This is a genomic window from Cupriavidus taiwanensis LMG 19424, assembly GCF_000069785.1.
In the GTDB taxonomy this organism is placed as follows: domain Bacteria; phylum Pseudomonadota; class Gammaproteobacteria; order Burkholderiales; family Burkholderiaceae; genus Cupriavidus; species Cupriavidus taiwanensis.
This window is the reverse complement of the sequence record NC_010528.1, coordinates 2,136,783-2,157,461: the sequence shown is the minus strand read 5'-3', so window position 1 is coordinate 2,157,461 and position 20,679 is coordinate 2,136,783. Positions and strand designations below refer to the sequence as shown.

Genomic DNA, 20,679 nt, shown 5'->3' with positions numbered 1-20,679 from the left:
CTCCCGCTAGGCGGGAGAGGGGCCGGGGGAGAGGGCGGGAGCCTCGACGAAGTCAAGGCCGTCGCCTCTGCCTGCGCCGGCCCTCTCCCCCAACCCCTCTCCCGCAAGCGGGAGAGGGGAGTACTGCTTGCGGTCGGTTAAAGCGGTGAATTACAGCGCGGCGACCGGAATCTTGCCGATCTTGGCCTGCCATTCCGCCGGGCCGGTCTTGTGCACCGAGGTGCCTTCGCTGTCCACGGCCACCGTCACCGGCATGTCCTTGACCTCGAACTCGTAGATCGCTTCCATGCCGAGGTCTTCGAAGCCGACCACCCTGGCTTGCTTGATCGCCTTGGCCACGAGGTAGGCGGCGCCGCCCACGGCCATCAGGTAGGCCGACTTGTGCTTCTTGATGGCCTCGATGGCCACCGGGCCGCGCTCGGCCTTGCCGATCATCGAGATCAGGCCGGTCTCGGCCAGCATCATCTCGGTGAACTTGTCCATGCGGGTGGCGGTGGTGGGGCCGGCGGGGCCGACGGCTTCGTCGCGCACCGGATCGACCGGGCCGACGTAGTAGATCACGCGGTTCTTGAAGTCCACCGGCAGCTTCTCGCCCTTGGCCAGCATGTCGGCGATGCGCTTGTGCGCGGCGTCGCGGCCGGTCAGCATCTTGCCGTTGAGCAGCAGGGTCTGGCCCGGCTTCCACGAGGCGACTTCTTCCGGCGTCAGCGTGTCCAGGTCGACGCGCTTGGAGGTCTCGGTGTTCGGCGCCCACTCGACCTTCGGCCATTGCGACAGGTCCGGCGCCTCCAGCTTGGCCGGGCCGCTGCCGTCCAGCGTGAAATGCACGTGGCGGGTGGCGGCGCAGTTCGGGATCATCGCGACCGGCTTGGACGCGGCGTGCGTCGGGCAGGCCATGATCTTGACGTCCAGCACGGTGGCCAGGCCGCCCAGGCCCTGGGCGCCGATTCCGAGCGCGTTGACCTTCTCGTACAGCTCGACGCGCAGTTCCTCGACCCAGCCCTTCGGGCCGCGGGCGATGATGTCCTGGATGTCGATGGATTCCATCAGCGATTCCTTGGCCATCACCATCGCCTTCTCGGCGGTGCCGCCGATGCCGATGCCCAGCATGCCCGGCGGGCACCAGCCGGCGCCCATGGTCGGCACGGTCTTCAGCACCCAGTCGACGATCGAGTCCGACGGGTTCAGCATCACGAACTTGGACTTGTTCTCCGAGCCGCCGCCCTTGGCCGCGACCTGGATGTCGACGGTGTTGCCCGGCACCACTTCATAGTGGATCACGGCCGGGGTGTTGTCCTTGGTGTTCTTGCGGCCGCCTTCGGGCGGGCTGACGATCGAGGCGCGCAGCACGTTGTCGGGGTGCGTGTAGCCGCGGCGCACACCCTCGTTGATCATGTCGGTCAGGCCCATGGTGGCGCCGTCCCAGCGCACGTCCATGCCCACCTTGACGAAGACCGTGACGATGCCGGTGTCCTGGCAGATCGGGCGCTTGCCTTCCGCGCACATGCGGCTGTTGGTCAGGATCTGCGCGATCGCGTCCTTGGCCGCCGGGCTCTGCTCCAGCTCATAGGCGCGGCCCAGGCTGGTGATGTAGTCCATCGGATGGTAGTAGCTGATGTACTGCAGGGAGTCGGCGACGCTCTGGATGAGGTCTTCTTGCTTGATGACGGTCATTTTGTGGGGGTGGGCAGCGGTGAAACACAGCCCGAAATCATACACTGAGCGGCGGCGCTCTGCCCGGCTGCATACAGCCGTCCACAGCCGTTAATGTGCGGCAAACGCCGCTGTCAGCGACTGCGCCGGACTAAAAGCAAAAACCGCGGCACATGGCCGCGGTCAGATCGAAGCAGGCGGGTTGGCCATGCAAGCCGCTGTCAATGCTTGGCGGGGGCGCCGGCGGGGTGGGTCACCATGCGGTCGACCCATGCCATTGCCACGGCCGACAGCAGAAACGCCAGGTGGATCGCCACCTGCCACATGATGGTGTGGGTGGTGCGCTGCTCGGCGTCGATAAAGGTCTTGAGCAGGTGGATCGAAGAAATCCCGATCAATGCCATCGACAGCTTGACCTTCAGCACGCCTGCGTTGACATGGTCGAGCCATTCGGGCTCGTCGGGATGGTTGTCGATGCCAAGCCGCGAGACGAAGGTCTCGTAGCCGCCGACGATCACCATGATCAGCAGGTTGGAGATCATCACCACGTCGATCAGACCCAGCACCACCAGCATGATCTTGTTCTCGTCGAACTCGGTCACATGCGCGAGCAGGTGCCAGACCTCGATCAGGAAGTGGTAGACGTAGACACCCTGGGCGACTATCAGGCCCAGGTACAGCGGCAGTTGCAGCCAGCGCGACGCAAAGATGATGCTCGGGATCGGCCGCAGGGTCTGGGGCTGCTGCTCGGGAATCGGGTTGGAAGCCATGGCGGGGCGGGTCGGCGAGTTGAAAATCGGCGTGGATTGTACCAAGCAGCCATGGCACCGCTGTGTTACCAGCGGTAACCGCCGTAACGCCAGGTCGCTCAGGCCCGCGCCCCCGGCTCGGCCTTGGCGCGCCACGCGCGGCGCGTGATCTGCCCCGGCCAGCTGGCCAGCACGATCCCCGCCAGCACGCAGGCCAGCGCCACGCCGTGCGGCCAGCCCGGCTGTTCGCCCAGGAAGACGATGCCGTAGGTGGCCGCGGCCACCGGCAGCACCGAGGTGAAGACCCCGGCCAGCTGCGCCGGCACATGGCGGATGCCCTTCATCCACAGCCAGAACGAGAACACGCTGGCCGACAGCGCATACCACAGCACCATCAGCCAGGTCTGCCCCGGCACCGCGGCGGCGTCGAAGTTCAGCAGCGGGACCAGTCCCAGCGGCAGCATCAGCAGTCCGCCGATCAGGTGCGTGTAGGCGCAGATCTCGATCGCTGCCAGCGTCTGCGTGAGCCGGCGCGACAGGATCACGTAGATCGACTCGCACACTACCGCGCCCATGATCATCAGGTTGCCCAGCCAGGCCTGGCTGCCTGCGCCGGCGCCGTGGGAATCGCCGCGCGCGATGTTGAGCACCGCGATCCCGGCCACTGCCAGCAGCACCGACACCACCGTGCGCCGCGACAGCCGTTCGCGCAGCAGCAGCCACGACAGCAGCGCCACGGTGGCCGGGATAGTGCTGGTGATCACGCCCGCGGCCATGGCGCTGGTCAGCCGCACGCCGTTGAGCATCAGCAGCGTAAACAGGAAGGTGCCGAAGAACGCCTGCAGGAACAGGTTCAGCCATTCGCCGCGCGAGACGCGGCGCATGCGCGCGGGCCGGTACCAGGGCGCCAGGCAGACGATGGCGATGACAAAGCGCAGCAGCGCGAACAGCAGCACCGGCACATGCGCGATGATCGACTTGCCGAGTCCGACGTTGCTGCCGACCAGCGCCATCGAGGCAATCAGGAACAGCACGTAGACGGGAGCGAAGACAGGAGCGTTGGCGGGCACGGGCAGCTTGCCTTGGATGTTCCGGTCGACGGCCGGCGGGATGCACGGGCAAGTGTCCGCGCTGGTCGGTGCGGCAACGCGCGGCAATGGCCGCCGCCGCATTCAGGTATCAGGCTCGCGGCATTATAGCTGTGCTAGCCTAATGGAGAAGGCTGCACTTTCGCGGCGCGCCCCCCGATTTGTCCCGCTGCATTGCAACACGTTGCAGTGCCTGCGCCTGCCGGCCGCGGGGATTTATCGTCAGGTTTAAGTAAGCCGTCGGGCGTAACGTGGCAGCCAAAGCCAGTCCAAAATCAGGAGACGAGTCCATGTCCGCCATCGAATCGGTGATGCAGGAGCATCGCGTGTTCAACCCGCCCGAGGCGTTTGCCAGCCAGGCCGCCATCCCCAGCATGGACGCCTACCGCGCGCTGTGCGACGAGGCCGAGCGCGACTACGAGGGCTTCTGGGCCCGCTACGCCCGCGAGCTGCTGCACTGGAACAAGCCCTTCACCAAGGTGCTGGACGAGAGCAACGCGCCGTTCTACAAGTGGTTCGAGGACGGCGAGCTCAACGCCTCGTACAACTGCCTGGACCGCAACCTGCAGAACGGCAACGCCGACAAGGTCGCGATCGTGTTCGAGGCCGACGACGGCACCGTGACGCGCGTCACCTACCGCGAGCTGCATGCCAAGGTGTGCCGCCTGGCCAACGGCCTGAAGACGCTCGGCATCAGGAAGGGCGACCGCGTCGTGATCTACATGCCGATGTCGGTCGAGGGCGTGGCCGCGATGCAGGCCTGCGCGCGCCTGGGCGCGACGCACTCGGTGGTGTTCGGCGGCTTCTCCGCCAAGTCGCTGCAGGAGCGGCTGGTCGACGTGGGCGCGGTGGCGCTGATTACCGCGGACGAGCAGATGCGCGGCGGCAAGGCGCTGCCGCTGAAGGCGATTGCCGACGACGCGCTCGCGCTGGGCGGCTGTGAGGCCGTCAAGAACGTGATCGTCTATCGCCGCACCGGCGGCAATGTCGGCTGGACCGAGGGCCGCGACCGCTGGCTCGACGATGTCTGCGCCAACCAGCCCGACACCTGCGAAGCCGAGCCCGTCGGCGCCGAGCACCCGCTGTTCGTGCTGTACACCTCCGGCTCCACCGGCAAGCCCAAGGGCGTGCAGCACAGCACCGGCGGCTACCTGCTGTGGGCGCTGATGACGATGAAGTGGACCTTTGACATCAAGCCCGACGACCTGTTCTGGTGTACCGCCGACATCGGCTGGGTCACCGGCCACACCTATATCGCCTACGGCCCGCTGGCCGCCGGCGCGACCCAGGTGGTGTTCGAGGGCGTGCCGACCTACCCGAATGCCGGCCGCTTCTGGGACATGATCGCGCGCCACAAGGTCAGCATCTTCTACACCGCGCCGACCGCGATCCGCTCGCTGATCAAGGCCGCCGAGGCCGACGAGAAAATCCACCCGAAGCAGTACGACCTGTCCAGCCTGCGCCTGCTCGGCACCGTGGGCGAGCCGATCAACCCCGAGGCGTGGATGTGGTACTACAAGAACGTCGGCAATGAGAACTGCCCGATCGTCGATACCTTCTGGCAGACCGAGACCGGCGGCCACATGATCACGCCGCTGCCGGGCGCGACGCCGCTGGTGCCGGGTTCGTGCACGCTGCCGCTGCCCGGCATCATGGCCGCCATCGTCGACGAGACCGGACACGACGTGCCCAACGGCAGCGGCGGCATCCTGGTGGTCAAGCGCCCGTGGCCGGCGATGATCCGCACCATCTGGGGCGATCCCGAGCGCTTCAAGAAGAGCTATTTCCCCGAAGAGCTCGGCGGCAAGCTCTACCTGGCCGGCGATGGCTCGATCCGCGACAAGGACACCGGCTACTTCACCATCATGGGCCGCATCGACGACGTGCTGAATGTGTCGGGCCACCGCATGGGCACGATGGAGATCGAGTCGGCGCTGGTGGCCAACCCGCTGGTGGCCGAAGCCGCGGTGGTCGGGCGCCCGGATGACATGACCGGCGAAGCGATCTGCGCCTTCGTGGTGCTCAAGCGCTCGCGCCCGAGCGGCGAGGAAGCGGCCAAGCTCGCGACCGAACTGCGCAACTGGGTCGGCAAGGAGATCGGCCCGATCGCCAAGCCCAAGGACATCCGCTTTGGCGACAACCTGCCCAAGACGCGCTCGGGCAAGATCATGCGCCGCCTGCTGCGGTCGCTGGCCAAGGGCGAGGAGATCACGCAGGACACTTCGACGCTGGAGAACCCGGCCATCCTCGAGCAGCTCAAGCAGGCGCAGTAATCCGCTGGTGATCCGGCAAGCCGGAGCCCAAACCTGAACCCGCCGCCGCGCATCCGCGCGCCGGCGGGTTTGTTACGATAGCCTCCCACCGACACGGACTGTCCCCTCATGCCCGAAGCCCAGGCGCGCTTTCGCCGGCGGTTGCTGCTCTACTACGGCCTGTTTACCCTGGGGCTGTTCGGCTTCGTGGGCATGATGGGCTTGCTGGAACGCTCCAATGCCGACGCGCTCTGGCTGGGCTACGTCTTCCTGTTCATCACCATCGCGATCTATGCCTGCATCGGGCTGATCTGCCGCACCTCGGACCTCAACGAGTACTACGTCGCGTCGCGGCGCGTGCCGGCCATGTTCAACGGCATGGCGATTGCGGCGGACTGGATGAGCGCGGCATCGTTCATCGGCCTGGCCGGCATCCTGTTTTCCTCTGGCTACGAAGGGCTGGCCTACGTGATGGGGTGGACCGGCGGCTATTGCCTGGTCGCCTTCCTGCTCGCGCCATATCTGCGCAAGTACGGCGGCTACACCATCCCCGACTTCCTCGCCGCGCGCTACGGCAACGGCAAGCCCGGCGGCAACCTGCCGGTGCGCGCGCTCGCGGTGCTGGCCGCCTCCCTTTGCTCCTTCGTCTACCTGGTGGCGCAGATCCAGGGCGTGGGACTGGTGGTGACGCGCTTCATCGGCGTCGAATTTGCCGTCGGCATCTTCTTCGGCCTGGCCGGCATCCTGGTCTGCTCGTTCCTGGGCGGCATGCGCGCGGTCACGTGGACGCAGGTTGCGCAGTACATCATGATGATCGTGGCGTTCCTGGTCACGGTCTCGATGATCGCGTGGAAACATCACCAGGAACCGCTGCCGCAACTCAGCTACGGCACGCTGCTGACGCAGCTGGACGCGCGTGAACGGCAGCTGGAGCGCGAGCCGGCCGAGCAGGCGGTGCGCGACTACTACCGCCAGCAGGCCATCCTGCTGCAGGAGCGCATCGCGCGCTTGCCTGAGTCCTTCGCGCAGGAGCGCGACGCGCTCGATGCGCGCCTTCAGGACCTGCGCACGCGCAACGCGCCGCTGCGCGAAATCAAGGCGCTCGAGCGCGAACGGCTGGAGTTTCCGCGCGATGTCGCGGCCGCGCAGCAGCAATGGCACCAGCAACGCGAAGAGGCGCTGGCCCGCAGCCGCCATTCGATGTCGTCCACCGAACCCTATCCCGCGGCATCCGAGCAGGAGCGCAAGACCAAGCGGCTCAATTTCGTCCTGCTGGTGTTCTGCCTGATGGTGGGCACCGCCAGCCTGCCGCACATCCTGACACGGCTCTACACCACGCCTTCGGTCCGGGAAACGCGCAATTCGGTGGCCTGGGCCGTGTTCTGCATCGCCTTGCTCTATGTCTCGGCACCCACGCTCGCCGCGCTGGTGAAGTACGAGTTCTTCGAGCACCTGGTCGGCACCCCGTATGCCGACCTGCCGCAGTGGGTGGTGCAATGGCGCAAGGTCGACCCACCGGTGTTCGGGATTCGCGACGTCAACGGCGACGGCATCGTGCAATGGGCCGAAATCCTGCTGCAGCCCGACATGATCGTGCTGGCCGCCCCGGAAATTGCCGGCCTGCCATACGTCATCTCCGGGCTGATCGCCGCCGGCGCGCTGGCCGCCGCGCTGTCGACCGCGGACGGGTTGCTGCTGACCATCGCCAACGCGCTGTCGCACGACGTCTTCTATCACATGGTCGACCGCCAGGCGAGCCACCAGCGGCGCGTCACCACCGCCAAGATCGTGCTGCTGGCGGTGGCGCTGTTCGCCTCGTACGTCACATCGTTGCGCCCCGGCAATATCCTGTTCCTGGTCGGCGCCGCCTTCTCGCTGGCGGCCTCCAGCTTCTTCCCGGTGCTGATCCTCGGCATCTTCTGGCGCCGCACCACCGCCGCCGGCGCCTTCGCCGGCATGGTCGCCGGGCTCGGCGTGGCGGTGTACTACATCTTCGTCAACTATCCCTTCTTCACCCGCATGACCGGCATCTTCGGCAACCGCTGGTTCGGCGTCGACCCCATCGCCTCCGGCGCCTTCGGTGTCCCGGCCGGCTTCGCGGTAGCGATCGTGGTCAGCCTGCTGACGCCCCGCAACGCGCCCGTGATCGACAAGCTGGTGACCTACCTGCGCAAGGGCTAGGGAAGGGTGGCGACGAGATACTGGATTCGACGGGCAACTCTGCTATAATCTCGGACTTCCCGGAGAGATGGATGAGTGGTTTAAGTCGCACGCCTGGAAAGCGTGTATGGGTTAATAGCCCATCGGGGGTTCGAATCCCCCTCTCTCCGCCAGTATTCTGTGAGGCTTTGCGGGTTCGGTTCTAACCGCAGGGTCAACAAAGGGCCGGGGTCATTGACCCCGGCCCTTTTTGTTTGCCTGAGCTCGGCTGCGACCCTGCCTTGTGACGGCAGGCCTGGTCTGCTGGCCGAATGGAATCGGCCGTTGTGTCATGGGGCGTTGGTATCCGCGCTGACCTGGACGGCGGCGTCAGTAGGCCTGCAAGGGCCGACTCGGCGCATGGCGCTCCGCAATCTCTCCACAAAACTCCCGGATCGCGTCGATCATCTGGCTCAATCCAGGCTGCTCGATTGGAAAATGTCCCGCGTTTTCTAACATCACGATCCTTATGGGGACATGGCTGACACGCCTGAGGAACGGCTCACTCAGGCGCAAGGGCGTCCAATGATCCTGCGCGGGCTGCGTCAGCAGGATCGGACAGACATCGAAATCGTCCGGCTCTACCGCGGGCACGTAGCGCATGTAGCTGGCCATGAATGCCATCGTGATCCACTTGCCCGCGGAGGTTTTATCCGCCAGAAGCACTTTCAAGGCTGCCTTGTCGTTCACCAGCTCCCGCATTTTGATCAGCGCGGCAGCGGGCAGGCGAAACCCGCCGAAAGGCGTGCGCGCGGTCCATTGTGCAAGCGGACTTCCCAGCCGGCTCATGAGCAGGTTGAACGCGGCCTGGTCCCGCACCGCCTGCAGCCGCGGATCGAAAAAGCCCATGCCGATGATGCCCTTCACCTTTCGGTTCTTCGCAGCAATGTGGAACGTTTCCAGTCCGCCAGCGCTGAAGCCGTACAGCACGATGGGACGATCGTCCTGCTTTGCTTCCAGATCGACGAGGTCGCTGCCGGCCTGAACCCAGTCGTCATACGTTACTGGTTTGCCGGGGCCCACCTCCGTCAGTCCATACTCGGGCATGTCGACAGCGATGGTTTCAAAGCCGGCGCGAGCCAGCGGCGCTCCTACGATCACGGACAGTTGCCGGCCATTGGTACCCAGGCCGTGCAGGAGAATGACCTTGAGCCTTGCGGAGGCAATGCGATAGCAATCGAGGTGGACGCGGTGTTGCTGCCACTGCCACCATGTCTCCTGCGGTGCTTCCTCGTCGGTCAATTGCAAGTCGGCGGGCAGGAAATTCTGGATTGCGCGCCAGTTCGGCTGCTGTGCATACGTTGTCACTTGGCTGCCTCCGGGTTTCCGACGCTGTAAGAGCTAAGATAGCAGCCCGCTGACGGAAATTCGCGCTTTGACCTGGATGAGTTACGTCCGTCGGCTGTCTTGCCTGCATGCCTGGCGGCCAGTCCGATGCTTCGGGCAAGTTTGCACCAGCATTGGCGATGCATCTCCGCTGGCGGTTATGCTCTCGGCCATGCAAAAACTCATCAGCACATTCGAAATCCGCCCCGCCTTGCCCTCAGACGCGCAAGCGGTGGAAGCCATCCTGATCGACACCTACCTCGGCACATGGAAGCCGCAACTGACGCCGGCGGCCGCTGCCGCCTTCGAGCAGCAAGGCAAGACCCGCAGCTACGTTGAAGCACGTTTGCAGGAATTCCATGTTGCCTGCGTGAACGGGGTGCCGGCCGCGATGGTGGATTGGGAAAACAATTTCATCTGGGCGCTGCATGTTGGCCGGACCTGGCAGCGGATGGGGCTGGGCGGGGCGCTGCTGGCGCATGCGGAGGCCGCGGTGGCCCGCGCCGGGCATCGCGAGGTGCGGCTGGAGACGGATACGTTCAACCAGCAGAGCCGCGCCTTCTATCGGCGCCAGGGCTATGCCGAGATCGATTTCTATGCCGACGAAAGCTGGGATAGCGGCTTCACCACGGTGCTGCTGTCCAAAGCGCTGGCGCCAGTCTGAGCACAAGCGAAGGGCGCACGCCTCGCCGTGTTCATGCGTAGATTGCATGACCTTGCCGGGCCGGCCGTGAAAGAATCCGGCATCTCTTTCGAACGGCCCCGATGCATCCCATGTCCGACCCCATCGTCCACCTCAACGGCACCCTGACTCCGCTCTCCGAGGCCCGCATCCCTGTGCTGGACCGCGGTTTTATCTTTGGCGACGGCATTTATGAGGTGATCCCGTACTACCACGGCAAGCCGTTCCGCGGCGCGCAGCACCTTGCGCGCCTGCACCGGAGCCTGGAGGGCATCGGTATTCCCGACCCGTATAGCGCCGCGCAGTGGCTGGAGCGGGTCGACGAGGTGGTCAAGGCTAACGGCCTGTCGGATCAGCTGGTCTATATCCAGGTGACGCGTGGCGTGGCCCGGCGCACGCATGCGTTCCCGAAGGAGGTGGTGCCGACGGTTTTGATCATGACCAATCCGATGGCGCTGCCGTCGGCGCAGATGGTGGAGCAGGGCGTTGCGTGCGTGACGATGGAGGACCGGCGCTGGCTGAATTGCCAGATCAAGTCGATCTCGCTGCTCGGCAACGTGCTGGCGGCGCAGCATGCGGTGGAGCAGGGGGTGACCGAGGCGATCCAGTTCCGCGACGGCTGGCTGACCGAGGCGTCGGCGTCCAACGTGTGGGTGGTGCGCGATGGCCGCGTGTCGGCGCCGCCCAAGGACAACCTGATCCTGGAGGGCATCCGCTACGGCTTCATGGAGGAAATCTGCGCTGCGATGGGGATTGTGCTGGAATCGCGCCGGATCGCCAGGGACGAGGTGTTTGCCGCCGACGAGGTGCTGCTGTCGTCCGCCAGCAAGGAGTTGCTGCCGGTGGTCAGCATCGATGGCCGTCAGATCGGCGCGGGCGCGCCGGGGCCCGTGTTCACGCGCCTGTACGCGGCTTACCAGGCGGCCAAGGCCGCGCTGTAGGCGCCTCCGGTCCCTGACGCGCGTGCTAGGATGCGTTGGGATTCAGCCAGGAGTCAGTCATGGCCAAGCGTGAGCGTGGCCGGCGTGCCCTGCAGGACGAGGTCAGCCGGCGTATCCAGCAGATCGATGAAATCGGCGAAGACGGTGCCCGCATCCGCGTGCCGGCACCGCAGCCTCATCCGCGCGATGCGCGCGGCCGCAACTGGGACATGGCCTTCGACAACCTGCACGGTTATGCGGCCAGCGTGCGTGCGGTGGTCGACAAGGTGCGCGACGAGTTCGACCTGAACGATTCGCTCGAGAACCGTGCGCCCAATCCCTTCGACGACTGAGCGGGCGCGCTAGTCTACCGAAACGATGATGGCGACGCGCCGGTTCTCGGCGCGTCCAGCGGCGGTACGGTTGTCCGCCACCGGACGGGACTTGCCTAGCCCGCGGACTTCGATGTTGTCGCGGGTAAAGCCGGCATCGGCCAGCAGCCTGGCCACGGCTTCGGCGCGCCGCACCGACAGCGACTGGTTGTATTCCGCCGAGCCGGCATCATCGGTATGGCCGTCCACGCGCAGGCGCTCGATGCCCACGCCGCTCAGCGCCCGGCCAATGCGCAGCACGTTGGCGGCGCGGTCCCCTTCGATCAGGTCCTCGTTGAAGCCGAACAGCACCTTGTCGGTGAGGCCTAGTTCCCAGCCTTCCCCGGTCAGCGTGAAACCCTCCTGCTGCAGCACCGCGAGCTGCGCCGGCGACAGCCGGCCTTCGCGCGGCGCGGTCTGGCAGCCGGCCAGCGCCAGGCCGGCCAGCATGACGGCGGCCAGCCAGGATTGCCAGCGAATTCGGTGATCGGTCAGGAAGCGGCTTGCATGCATGTGGTTTCTCACTGCGTGACGTCCAGGCGCGGCTCGGCGCTTTGCCAGATGCCGCCGGAGCGGCGCTTGGCGCCGTACATGGCGGCATCGGCGGCATGCAGCAGCGCCTGGCTGCCTTGCGCGTGGACAGGGAAGACGGCGAGTCCGATGCTGAGCGAGGCCTGCACCGAGCCGCCGTCCGGCAGGTCGATGGGGTGGGCCATTGCCTGCAGGATATGTTCGGCGATCTGGATCGCATCGCGCGGCGCGCGCAGCGCGGTGGCCAGCACCGCGAATTCGTCGCCGCCGATGCGCGCCACGGTGTCTCGGCCACGCAGGCTGGCACGGATGCGCTGGGCCACCGCGACCAGTACCGCGTCGCCGGCGGCATGGCCGTGGCGATCGTTGACGTGCTTGAAATCGTCGCTGTCCAGATACAGCACCGCGGCATACTCATCGTTGGCGGCGGCGTGGCGCACGGCGTGCTCCAGCGCTTCGACGAAGGCGGCGCGGTTCAGCAGTCCGGTCAGGGCATCGTGGTTGGCGCGGTGGGCGAGCGAGCGGTTCTCGTGCTGCATCTGGTTCTGCCAGGTCTGCAGCTCGTCGAGCAGGCCGTTGAAGTCCTCGCTGAGGGCATTGAGCTCGGCGATGCTGGCAGGCGGCGTGCGCTGCGCGAAATCGCGCTGGGAACGGACCGCGTGGGCCACCCGCATCAGGTTGCGCAACGGCTCGATGATCTGTACCAGCAGCCGGCTGGCCAGGTAGTGGGCGCCCACGGCGGTCAGCAGCAGGCAGGCCAGCAGCCCCAGCGCGCCACGCAGCAGGAAGTGCAGCAAGTTGCGCGGATCGCCGCTGACGCGCAGCATGCCCACCTGCTGCGCCTGGTGCAGGATGGGCTGCTCGACGGCATCGGTGCCGAGCCATTCGACCACCGCATGGCGCAGGCCCGTCAGCGGTGTATCGCCGGGCCGCTGCCATACCGCCAGGACGTGGTGGTCGCGGTCATAGACGGTGGCCCGGGCGATGTCTTCCGAGGCCGCGATCGCGGCCAGCGTTTCCGCGGTGGCCGCCTGGTCGCGGAACACCACCGGCGCTTCCAGCGTGTAGGCGATGGAGCGCGCCACCAGCCGCGCGTTGTGGTCGGCGTAGACACGCAGCGCGGTCACGCCGATCGCGGTCAGCGCCAGGCCGGCGGTGCATACCGCGATCAGTGCCACGCCCAGGTGGATGCGGCGCAGGACGCTGTACAGGGTGGGGCGCGCGCGATGCCCGCGCACCGGCTGGCGCTGGCTCATGACGGCGCTCCCTTGCGGCGGCCGAGCTGCAGCACGCCGGGATGCATGTGCACGCCGCTGCGGGCGAGGGCGTCGAGGTTGACGCGGAACGAGACCTGGTTGTCGCGGATATTGAGGCAGAACATGCTGCCCACCTCGCACTCGAAGTCTTCCTCGGCGATGACCAGCACCGGGCGGCCGGTCAGTTCGGCCGACAGCCGTTTGCGGCGCGGCTCGTTCATGGTCCCGACGTAGAGCGCATCGCACGCCGGATGCAGCATGTCGGCCAGCACGTCGACCTGTCGGGTCTGCACGGTGCGGCCATTGGCGAGCGTGCCGCCTTCCTTCAGCCGCGCCGCATAGCGGCTGGCGTGATCCACGCACAGGCGCACGGGATCGCGCTCCACCGGCCAGCGCGCATAGCCGAGCAGGCTGATGACCACGCGCGCAACCAGGTCGGCCCGCTGCGGGGCAGGCTGCGCAGTGACCGCGGGCGGCAGCATGGCCGGCAGCACCGCCAGCGTCACAGCGAGCAGTAGCGCGGTCAGGCCGCGGCGCAGCCGCGTCCGTGCACGGGAAGCGGGCGCGGTCGGAGGGAGGCTGGCTGGGGCAGGCGCCATGGTCTGGAGTGAAGGGGGCGGAGCGGCCGGTTGCGTGGTTGTGGTCTGGCCGCGCGTATTGTCTGGGGCCGGGTTCCGGACGGTCAAGCGTCCGGCCTCGCGGTGAATCTGGCGAAAACAGCCAGCGCGAGCGGTAAATTCCTAGGCCTGGCTCGTGGCGCGGCGTGATACGAGAATGTTTATCGGCCCGGTGTTGCTTTCCTGAAGCCCGCCTTGACCGCGGACGCATGCTTGCCGGTTTCGCCGTGGCGGGCACAACACTTAGAATGAGGTCATTGCCCCAACGCGCCCTGGCGCCTGCCATCATGACCGCCGATCCCCTTTTGCGCTTGCTGCACCTGACCGGCGTCGCGGTCTGGGTCGGCGGCATGTTCTTCGCTTACCTGTGCCTGCGGCCGGTGGCCGGCAGCCTGCTGGAGCCGCCGCCGCGGCTGCGCCTGTGGCGCGGCGTGTTTGGCCGCTTCTTTCCATGGGTGTGGGCGTCGGTGGCGGCGATCCTGCTGAGCGGCGGCGCGATGATGACGGCCGTGGGCATGGCGGGGGCGCCGCGCAACTGGCACATGATGCTGGGCATCGGCGTGGTCATGGCGGGCATTTTTTGCTACGTGTGGTTCGGCCCCTACCGTGTGCTGGGCCGCGCCGTGGAGGCGCAGGACTGGCCAGCCGCCGGTGCCGCGCTGAACCGCATCCGGCAGGCGGTAGGAACGAACCTGGTGCTGGGGCTGGTCAATATCGTGGTGGCGACGCTGGGCCGCTGGCTCGCCTGAGCGGCCCGGCGCAAGGCCCGGGGGGCGGGCTCATCTTGTCACGATCACGCAAACGGAGAGCTGCTATGCGTGTCCTTGCCTGTGTTGCCGTCGCCGGACTGGCCGTGACGGCCATCCCGCTTGCCGCCGCGCAGAACGGCGGCCTGAGCGCCGACTATGAGCGCTGCACCGGCAAGGCCGTGTCGACCGCGGACATGCTCGGCTGCGCCGCCCAGGAGATGCGCGTCCAGGACGCGGCGCTGAACGGCGCCTACCAGTCGCTGCTGCGGCGGCTGGAAGCGCCGCGCACGGGGCAGTTGCGGGTGGCGCAGCGGGTGTGGCTGGAATACCGTCAGGCAAATTGCGCTTTTGTATCCAATCCGGGCGGCGGCAGCGCCGCGCGCCTGGCCGGCGCGAGCTGCATGCTCGAGATGACGGCCGCGCGGGTGCGCGAATTGCGTGGCTTCACCACCGAGGCCGGCGGCCGGTGAGCCCGCGGGCCTTGTGCTAGAGTTGCCTGACCCCCTGTGCTGCGGCACGTCCGAACCGGAGATGGATCATGGCCAATGAATCGCGCCACAACCTGAAGGCTTTCGTGCAGACCGCCCCCCAGGCGGGGCGCTACGTGTGGGTCATCGCGCTGGTGGATTTCGGCGCGCAACAGGTCAGGCGCGCCATCGTGTCGGACGATACCTTTACCACCTCGGATGCCGCGCGCGTTGCCGGCGAGGCGCAGCTCAAGGCGATGGCCGAGGATCACTAGGGCCGCCTGCGCGCAAGCCGGCTTGCGCGACAGTGTTGCGCGCCGGCATCCGTGGCCGGCCGATAGCGATTCTTGCCTTGCCTGAGGCTCGCGGAGCACTAGACTATGGGCATGTTCCTCCACAAGAAAGGACTCCCATGACGGATTGCGTGCTTCGCCCGGCCAGGGCCCTGCTGCTGGCCGCGTTGCTTGGTTCGGGCCTGACGCTCAGCGCGGCGTCGATGGCCCAGGTCTCGGTCAACATTGCCATTGGTGTCCCGCCGCCGGCGCCGATCTACGAGGCCGTGCCCGCACCGCGCAGTGGCTATGTCTGGGTGCCTGGCTACTGGGACTGGGACGATCACCACCGCAAGCATGACTGGAAGAAGGGCCGCTGGGAGCGCGAGCGGCCCGGCTATGTCTATGAGTCGCCGCGCTGGATCCAGGCGCGCGACGGCTGGGTGCTGGTGCCGGGACGCTGGGACCCGGGCGGGTACAAGGGCAAGGGCAAGGGCAACGACAAGGGCTACCATTGCCCGCCCGGCCATGCCAAGAAGGGCGAGTGCTGACGCGCCCGCCACCCGGCGCCGCACGGTGACGCCGGGCGGCCTTGCCATGCTACGATCCCCGCCATGACACCCGCGCCCGCGCGGCGCATTGGCAGCGGATTCCGGAGGTAGCGATGGCAAGGCACGTCTTCACGCGCGCGCAGTATCTCGACATCCTCAACGACAGCCTGCGCAAGCATCCCGGCTGGCAGCCGGGCATGGCCTTTGTGTTCCTGCCGCCCGGCGCCGATGCCAGCCAGGCCACGGCGGTGGGCTGCACCGGCCCGATGGACGCCATACCGGTCTATGCCGAAATCCAGCGGGTGGCGGCCGAGCTGATCGAAGTCAGCGACGAATAGGCGCTCACTAACCATCCAGCACCCCGCAACGCCACCGCAGCCCCGACAGGCGGGTGCCGAGGACTGCGTACAATACCGCCCTCTACAGACTTTCGGAAATTGCCGTGAAGAAAACGGACCTGGAAAAAAACAAGGGCCTGAAGATCGCCAACAGCCTGAAGCAGGCGGCGGCAGCGCGGGGCGGCATTCCCGCTGCCGCGCCGCGACTGGACCGGCGCGAGCAGCGCCGGCTGGACCAGGAGCAGGGTCTGGTGCCGTTCGCGTGCAAGCTCGACGGCACGCTGGTGAAGCGCCTGCAGGCGCTTGCCGCCGATCACCCGGGCGGCATGACCGGGTTGCTCAATGAAGTGCTGGCCGGCGCGCTGCCGCCGGAACCGGGCCAGGCCTGAACATCGTGCGTCGCCGCGCCGAGGCCGGCGCGGGCGTCGCCCCGGTGACCTGCCTCAGTCCTCTTCCTCGTCGTCGAGGAACTCGCGGCGCAGCATCCAGTTGGCGATGGCTTCGTCGCAGATGCGTTTGAATTTCTGCTTGTCCGGCATCTTGTCGAACAGCTGGAAATTGACCAGCGCCATGCCGGCATCGGTGATGTAGAACATGCGGCTCGGGTCGTCGTCGTGGACGATGCGGCCGTCGATGGCGTCTTCTTCGCTTTCGGCCGGCATGTCCTCCAGCTCGACCACGCGGCAGGTGAAGCGCGGGCTGCGGGTGTGGGTCAGGTACTCGAATTCATCGTGCATGACCTCGCCGCCCTTGCCCGCGATCACGGCGAAGCCCCAGATAAAGCGGGGCATCGGCAGATCGGACAGATCTTCAATCTCGTCCATGGTGTTCTCCCTGATTCAATCCCCGCATTATCGCCCGGAACGCCGCGGCTTCCAAAGGTGGCGCGGTGCGACCGTGCCGCTACCGTGCCAGTCATGGCGCGGCGTGGCAGTTTGCCAGCGCCGGCGGGGCGTTCTCCGCCTGCATCAGGTCGCGCAGCGTGCCTGACTCGCCCTTGGTCCACCATTCGTAGCGGCCGCCGACATAGCGCGCGCCGGACGCCGACACCGTGCTGACCGCCAGCACCGGCTTGCCTTCGATGCGGAACACCGCGGCCTGGTTGTCCGGGCTGTTGAAATAGCGCACCGTCAGCGCCTTGCCGCCATCGCACTGGTAGCGCACGGTGCGCACTTCGGGAAAGCGTACGCCGTCGATGCCGGGCGCGCGGGCGGCCTGGGCCGGGGCGCTGGCGCACAGGGCGGCCAGGGCGGCCAGCAGGGCAACGATGGGCAGGCGGGACAGCATCGGTCGATCGGGCATGGCGTGGTCTGGTCGAAGGTTGGTGTTCGGGTGGATGGCGCAGGATCCCGGCGGCACCGGCCCGGCAAGCGTTCAGCCCAGCATGTAGCCGGCGGCGAGCGCGCGGAAGCTCTCCACCTCGCGTGCCTGCCAGGCGTCATCTTCGCCGAGTTCTTCGGCCAGGACCGCCGCCACCGCCGGTGCCGCCTCGACCGCCGCGCGGGCGTCCAGGAACAGCGCGCGGTTGCGCCGTGCCAGCACGTCCTCGACCCGGCGCGCCAGTTCATGCCGGGCGGCAAAGCGTACATGGGCCTCGGTCAGCCCCGATGCGCCCGCGAGCATCCGGTCGTGCCCCGGCAGCGCGCGCAGCAGCCCGAGCTCGTTGCCGTAGTAGCGGTCCGGCGAACCGGAATCCGGCGGCGGCAGGTCGGTGGGCAATCCGGCGGCGCCGTGCAGCGGCAGCTCCGCCGTCATGCACGGCGCCGCGCGCACCATCTGGCGCTGGATCGCGGTCTCGATCACGTCTTCGGCCATCTTGCGGTAGGTGGTCCATTTGCCGCCGGTGACGGTGATCAGCCCGGCCCTGGACACCAGGATCGTATGCTCGCGCGACAGCGAAGCGGTCGAGGCCTCGCCAGTCGCCCGCACCAGCGGCCGCAGGCCGGCCCAGACGCTGGTGACGTCGGCGCGGGTGGGGTCCCTGGCCAGGTAGCGCGACGCCGTTTCGAGGATGAAATCGACATCGTCGGCGCCGGCATCGGGCTCCAGCGGCAGGTCGCGGCGCGGCGTGTCGGTGGTGCCGACGATGGTGTGCCCGTTCCACGGCACCACGAAGAGCACGCGCCCGTCGTCGGTCTTGGGGATCAGGATGGCACGCTCGCCCGGCAGGAAACTGCGCGGCAGCGTCAGGTGCACGCCCTGGCTGGGCGCGACCATGGTGCGCGCATGCCCGTCTTCCATCTGGCGGATGGCATCGACCCACACGCCGGTGGCGTTGATCACGCAGTCGGCGCGCAGCCGGTAGGTGCCGCCGCCGAGCACGTCCTGCACCGTCACGCCGCTGATCACGCCGCCTTGCTGGCTCAGCCCGGTCGCGCGCAGGTAGTTGAGCGCGGTGCCGCCGACGTCGAACAGCGTCCGCATCAGTGCCACCGCCAGCCGCGCATCGTCGAACTGGCCGTCGAAGTAAAGGTTGCCGCCGCGCAGCGGGCGCCCGCCGACATGTTCGGCCAGGTTGGGCGCGGCGGCCAGCACCTCGCGGTGGTTCAGCCAGCGGCTGCCGGACAGGTTGAGGCTGCCGGCCAGCATGTCGTAGAGCTTGAGGCCGATGCCGTAGAAGGGCTGGTCGAACATCTGGTAGGCCGGCACCACGAAGCCCAGCGGCCACACCAGGTGCGGCGCGTTGCGGGCCAGCAGGCCGCGCTCGTGCAGCGCCTCGCGCACCAGGCTGATATTGCCCTGGGCCAGGTAGCGCACGCCGCCGTGCACCAGCTTGGTCGCCTTGCTCGAGGTGCCCTTGGCAAAGTCCGCGGCTTCGACCAGCAGCGTGCGGTACCCGCGCGAGGCGGCATCGACCGCCGTGCCCAGGCCGGTGGCGCCGCCGCCGATGACGATCACGTCCCAGCGCGGCTCGCGCTCAAGGGTGGCGAGCAGGGCGGCGCGGCTGGGCGGCTGGATCGGGGTGGGAAGGCTGTGCATGACGCTGGTTTCTGGTGTGTGCTGGCTAAGGTGTCGAGGTGGCCCGCGCGGTGCACGGGGCGGGTTTGACGGGCCGCGGTCAGCCGGGGCCGGCGCCGGCATCGTCCTCGCGGGCCCAGTCGCGCGCGCGCGCGACGGCCCGGTGCCAGCGCGCGAGCCGGTGGCCGCGCTCGTCGGCCGACAGGTTGGGCTCGAAGCGCCGCTCCACCTGCCATTGCTGCGCGATCTGCACCGGATCGCTCCAGTAGCCGGTGGCCAGGCCGGCCAGGTAAGCGGCGCCCAGCGCCGTGGTCTCGGTCACGCGCGGCCGTACCACCGGGGTGCCGAGCAGGTCGGCCTGCATCTGCATCAGCAGGTCGCTGCGCGACGCGCCGCCGTCCACGCGCAGCTCGGCCAGCGCGATGCCCGCGTCCTTCTGCATGGCCTCGAGCACGTCCACGCTTTGCAGCGCGATCGATTCCAGCGCCGCCCGCGCGATCTGCGGCCGGCCGGTGCCGCGCGTCATGCCGACCAGCGTGCCGCGCGCAAAGGCGTCCCAGTGCGGCGCGCCCAGCCCGGCAAAGGCCGGCACCAGCACCACGCCGCCGCTGTCGTCGCACTGGCGCGCCAGCGCCTCGGCCTCGGGCGCGCTCTGGATGATCTTCAGGCCGTCGCGCAGCCACTGGATGGTGGCGCCGCCCATGAACACGCCGCCCTCCAGGCAATACTGGGTCTGGCCGCGGTACTGCCAGCCGATGGTGGTCAGCAGCCGGTTGCGCGACGTGACCGGCTGCGCGCCGGTATTCATCAGCAGGAAGCAGCCGGTGCCGTAGGTGTTCTTGGCCATGCCCGGCACCAGGCAGGCCTGGCCGAAGGTGGCGGCCTGCTGGTCGCCGGCGATGCCGGCGATCGGGATCGGCATGCCGAACAGCCGCGCCGAGGTCCGCGCGACCTCGCCGCTGGAGGCGACCACTTCGGGCAGCAGCGCGTGCGGGATGTCGAGCAGCGCCAGCAGCGCGTCGTCCCATTCGAAGCTGTGGATGTTGAACAGCATCGTGCGCGAGGCATTGGAGACATCGGTGACATGGCGCGCGCCGTCGGTCAGTTGCCAGATCAGCCAGCTGTCGACGGTGCCGAAGGCCAGTTCGCCGCGCTGCGCGCGCTCCCGCGCGCCTTCGATGTTGTCCAGCATCCAGCGCAGCTTGGTGCCGGAAAAATAGGCGTCGATGACCAGGCCGGTCTTCTCGCGGAACAGCTCGCCGTGGCCGGCGGCCTGCAGCGCCTCGCACATCGGCGCGGTGCGGCGGTCCTGCCAGACCAGCGCGCGGCCGACCGGCTCGCCGGTCTTGCGGTCCCACAGCACGGTGGTCTCGCGCTGGTTGGTGATGCCGATGGCGCGCACCTGCGACGCGCTGATGCCGGCTTCGGCCAGCACCGTGTGCGCCACCGCCAGCTGCGACTGCCAGATCTCGTAGGGATCGTGCTCGACGTGGCCGGGATGTGGGTAATATTGGCGGAACTCGCGCTGCGCCAGGCGCACCACGTTGCCGGCATGGTCGAACAGGATGGCCCGCGAGCTGCTGGTGCCCTGGTCGAGCGCCAGCACGTATTGGGGCTTGGCGGGAAGCTGGGACGGGGCAGGGCGCTGGTCCTGCGCGGCTGGCTGGTTCATGCGATCGATCCTGACAATGACAAGGCGC

22 protein-coding genes and 1 tRNA gene are annotated in these 20,679 nt (G+C 67.7%); 12 read left to right on the top strand and 11 right to left on the bottom strand.

The window, feature by feature from the left end:
- Window positions 1-150: 150 nt before the first annotated feature.
- From RALTA_RS09860 to RALTA_RS09850, 3 genes are all read right to left on the bottom strand, one after another.
- Window positions 151-1,674 carry a fumarate hydratase gene (locus RALTA_RS09860; RefSeq protein WP_012353282.1) on the bottom strand — a complete coding sequence of 508 codons (1,524 nt, stop codon included), beginning with the start codon at window positions 1,672-1,674 and terminating at the stop codon, window positions 151-153.
- A 200-nt stretch (window positions 1,675-1,874) separates the two neighbouring features.
- Window positions 1,875-2,423: a TIGR00645 family protein gene (locus tag RALTA_RS09855; RefSeq protein WP_012353281.1), complete on the bottom strand. Its 549-nt coding sequence runs from the start codon at window positions 2,421-2,423 to the stop codon at window positions 1,875-1,877.
- Between the two features lie 98 nt (window positions 2,424-2,521).
- The gene (locus tag RALTA_RS09850; protein ID WP_012353280.1) at window positions 2,522-3,472 is read right to left on the bottom strand and encodes a DMT family transporter; all 951 of its coding nucleotides are present in this window, start codon (window positions 3,470-3,472) and stop codon (window positions 2,522-2,524) included.
- A gap of 308 nt (window positions 3,473-3,780) precedes the next feature.
- On the opposite strand from RALTA_RS09850, the gene acs reads away from it, so the two are divergent.
- From acs to RALTA_RS09835, 3 genes are all read left to right on the top strand, one after another.
- Complete coding sequence (gene acs, locus RALTA_RS09845; RefSeq protein ID WP_012353279.1) at window positions 3,781-5,763, top strand: acetate--CoA ligase; 1,983 nt, start codon at window positions 3,781-3,783, stop codon at window positions 5,761-5,763.
- 108 nt (window positions 5,764-5,871) lie between these two features.
- Window positions 5,872-7,923 (top strand): VC_2705 family sodium/solute symporter, encoded by a 2,052-nt coding sequence (locus RALTA_RS09840; protein ID WP_012353278.1) that lies wholly within the window; start codon window positions 5,872-5,874, stop codon window positions 7,921-7,923.
- A 61-nt stretch (window positions 7,924-7,984) separates the two neighbouring features.
- Window positions 7,985-8,075: transfer RNA gene (locus RALTA_RS09835), tRNA-Ser, on the top strand.
- A gap of 196 nt (window positions 8,076-8,271) precedes the next feature.
- On the opposite strand, the gene RALTA_RS09830 is transcribed toward RALTA_RS09835, so the two are convergent.
- Complete coding sequence (locus tag RALTA_RS09830; protein WP_012353277.1) at window positions 8,272-9,249, bottom strand: alpha/beta hydrolase; 978 nt, start codon at window positions 9,247-9,249, stop codon at window positions 8,272-8,274.
- Between the two features lie 190 nt (window positions 9,250-9,439).
- Between RALTA_RS09830 and RALTA_RS09825 the strand changes: the two genes are divergently transcribed.
- From RALTA_RS09825 to RALTA_RS09815, 3 genes are all read left to right on the top strand, one after another.
- Entirely contained in the window at window positions 9,440-9,931 is a 492-nt protein-coding gene (locus RALTA_RS09825) for a GNAT family N-acetyltransferase (protein WP_012353276.1), read from the top strand.
- A gap of 110 nt (window positions 9,932-10,041) precedes the next feature.
- The gene (locus RALTA_RS09820; RefSeq protein ID WP_041232356.1) at window positions 10,042-10,890 is read left to right on the top strand and encodes a D-amino acid aminotransferase; all 849 of its coding nucleotides are present in this window, start codon (window positions 10,042-10,044) and stop codon (window positions 10,888-10,890) included.
- A 59-nt stretch (window positions 10,891-10,949) separates the two neighbouring features.
- Window positions 10,950-11,222, top strand: a complete 273-nt coding sequence (locus RALTA_RS09815; RefSeq protein WP_012353274.1) for a hypothetical protein — start codon at window positions 10,950-10,952, stop codon at window positions 11,220-11,222.
- Window positions 11,223-11,231: 9 nt separating this feature from the next.
- Here RALTA_RS09815 and RALTA_RS09810 read toward each other — a convergent pair whose 3' ends face one another.
- Genes RALTA_RS09810 through RALTA_RS09800 form a run of 3 tightly spaced genes read right to left on the bottom strand, consistent with a single transcriptional unit; the run spans window position 11,232 to window position 13,626 of the window.
- A complete protein-coding gene (locus tag RALTA_RS09810; protein WP_050976448.1) occupies window positions 11,232-11,753 on the bottom strand; it encodes an OmpA family protein in 522 nt (173 codons plus the stop codon).
- A gap of 8 nt (window positions 11,754-11,761) precedes the next feature.
- Complete coding sequence (locus RALTA_RS09805) at window positions 11,762-13,027, bottom strand: diguanylate cyclase domain-containing protein (protein WP_025585661.1); 1,266 nt, start codon at window positions 13,025-13,027, stop codon at window positions 11,762-11,764.
- Window positions 13,024-13,626, bottom strand: a complete 603-nt coding sequence (locus RALTA_RS09800) for a YfiR family protein (RefSeq protein WP_012353271.1) — start codon at window positions 13,624-13,626, stop codon at window positions 13,024-13,026. The genes RALTA_RS09805 and RALTA_RS09800 overlap by 4 nt, the downstream gene beginning before the upstream one ends.
- A 305-nt stretch (window positions 13,627-13,931) precedes the next feature.
- Between RALTA_RS09800 and RALTA_RS09795 the strand changes: the two genes are divergently transcribed.
- The 6 genes from RALTA_RS09795 to RALTA_RS09770 all read left to right on the top strand — a co-directional run bounded on the left by RALTA_RS09795 (window position 13,932) and on the right by RALTA_RS09770 (window position 16,410).
- Window positions 13,932-14,393, top strand: coding sequence for a CopD family protein (locus tag RALTA_RS09795; RefSeq protein WP_012353270.1), 462 nt, complete (start codon window positions 13,932-13,934; stop codon window positions 14,391-14,393).
- A gap of 65 nt (window positions 14,394-14,458) precedes the next feature.
- Window positions 14,459-14,863: a lysozyme inhibitor LprI family protein gene (locus RALTA_RS09790; RefSeq protein WP_012353269.1), complete on the top strand. Its 405-nt coding sequence runs from the start codon at window positions 14,459-14,461 to the stop codon at window positions 14,861-14,863.
- A 68-nt stretch (window positions 14,864-14,931) separates the two neighbouring features.
- On the top strand, window positions 14,932-15,135 hold the full coding sequence (locus RALTA_RS09785; RefSeq protein WP_012353268.1) for a hypothetical protein: 204 nt from the start codon (window positions 14,932-14,934) through the stop codon (window positions 15,133-15,135).
- 137 nt (window positions 15,136-15,272) lie between these two features.
- Window positions 15,273-15,683: a YXWGXW repeat-containing protein gene (locus RALTA_RS09780; protein WP_012353267.1), complete on the top strand. Its 411-nt coding sequence runs from the start codon at window positions 15,273-15,275 to the stop codon at window positions 15,681-15,683.
- A 113-nt stretch (window positions 15,684-15,796) separates the two neighbouring features.
- Entirely contained in the window at window positions 15,797-16,021 is a 225-nt protein-coding gene (locus tag RALTA_RS09775; RefSeq protein WP_012353266.1) for a hypothetical protein, read from the top strand.
- A 98-nt stretch (window positions 16,022-16,119) separates the two neighbouring features.
- Window positions 16,120-16,410 carry a hypothetical protein gene (locus RALTA_RS09770; protein ID WP_025585656.1) on the top strand — a complete coding sequence of 97 codons (291 nt, stop codon included), beginning with the start codon at window positions 16,120-16,122 and terminating at the stop codon, window positions 16,408-16,410.
- A 54-nt stretch (window positions 16,411-16,464) separates the two neighbouring features.
- Here the strand turns inward: RALTA_RS09770 and RALTA_RS09765 are convergent, their stop codons facing one another.
- The 4 genes from RALTA_RS09765 to glpK all read right to left on the bottom strand — a co-directional run bounded on the left by RALTA_RS09765 (window position 16,465) and on the right by glpK (window position 20,651).
- Window positions 16,465-16,845 carry a hypothetical protein gene (locus RALTA_RS09765; RefSeq protein WP_012353264.1) on the bottom strand — a complete coding sequence of 127 codons (381 nt, stop codon included), beginning with the start codon at window positions 16,843-16,845 and terminating at the stop codon, window positions 16,465-16,467.
- 91 nt (window positions 16,846-16,936) lie between these two features.
- A complete protein-coding gene (locus RALTA_RS09760; protein WP_012353263.1) occupies window positions 16,937-17,323 on the bottom strand; it encodes an MliC family protein in 387 nt (128 codons plus the stop codon).
- A 72-nt stretch (window positions 17,324-17,395) separates the two neighbouring features.
- Window positions 17,396-19,000 carry a glycerol-3-phosphate dehydrogenase/oxidase gene (locus tag RALTA_RS09755; RefSeq protein WP_012353262.1) on the bottom strand — a complete coding sequence of 535 codons (1,605 nt, stop codon included), beginning with the start codon at window positions 18,998-19,000 and terminating at the stop codon, window positions 17,396-17,398.
- A gap of 79 nt (window positions 19,001-19,079) precedes the next feature.
- Complete coding sequence (glpK, locus tag RALTA_RS09750) at window positions 19,080-20,651, bottom strand: glycerol kinase GlpK (RefSeq protein ID WP_012353261.1); 1,572 nt, start codon at window positions 20,649-20,651, stop codon at window positions 19,080-19,082.
- Window positions 20,652-20,679 lie beyond the last annotated feature (28 nt).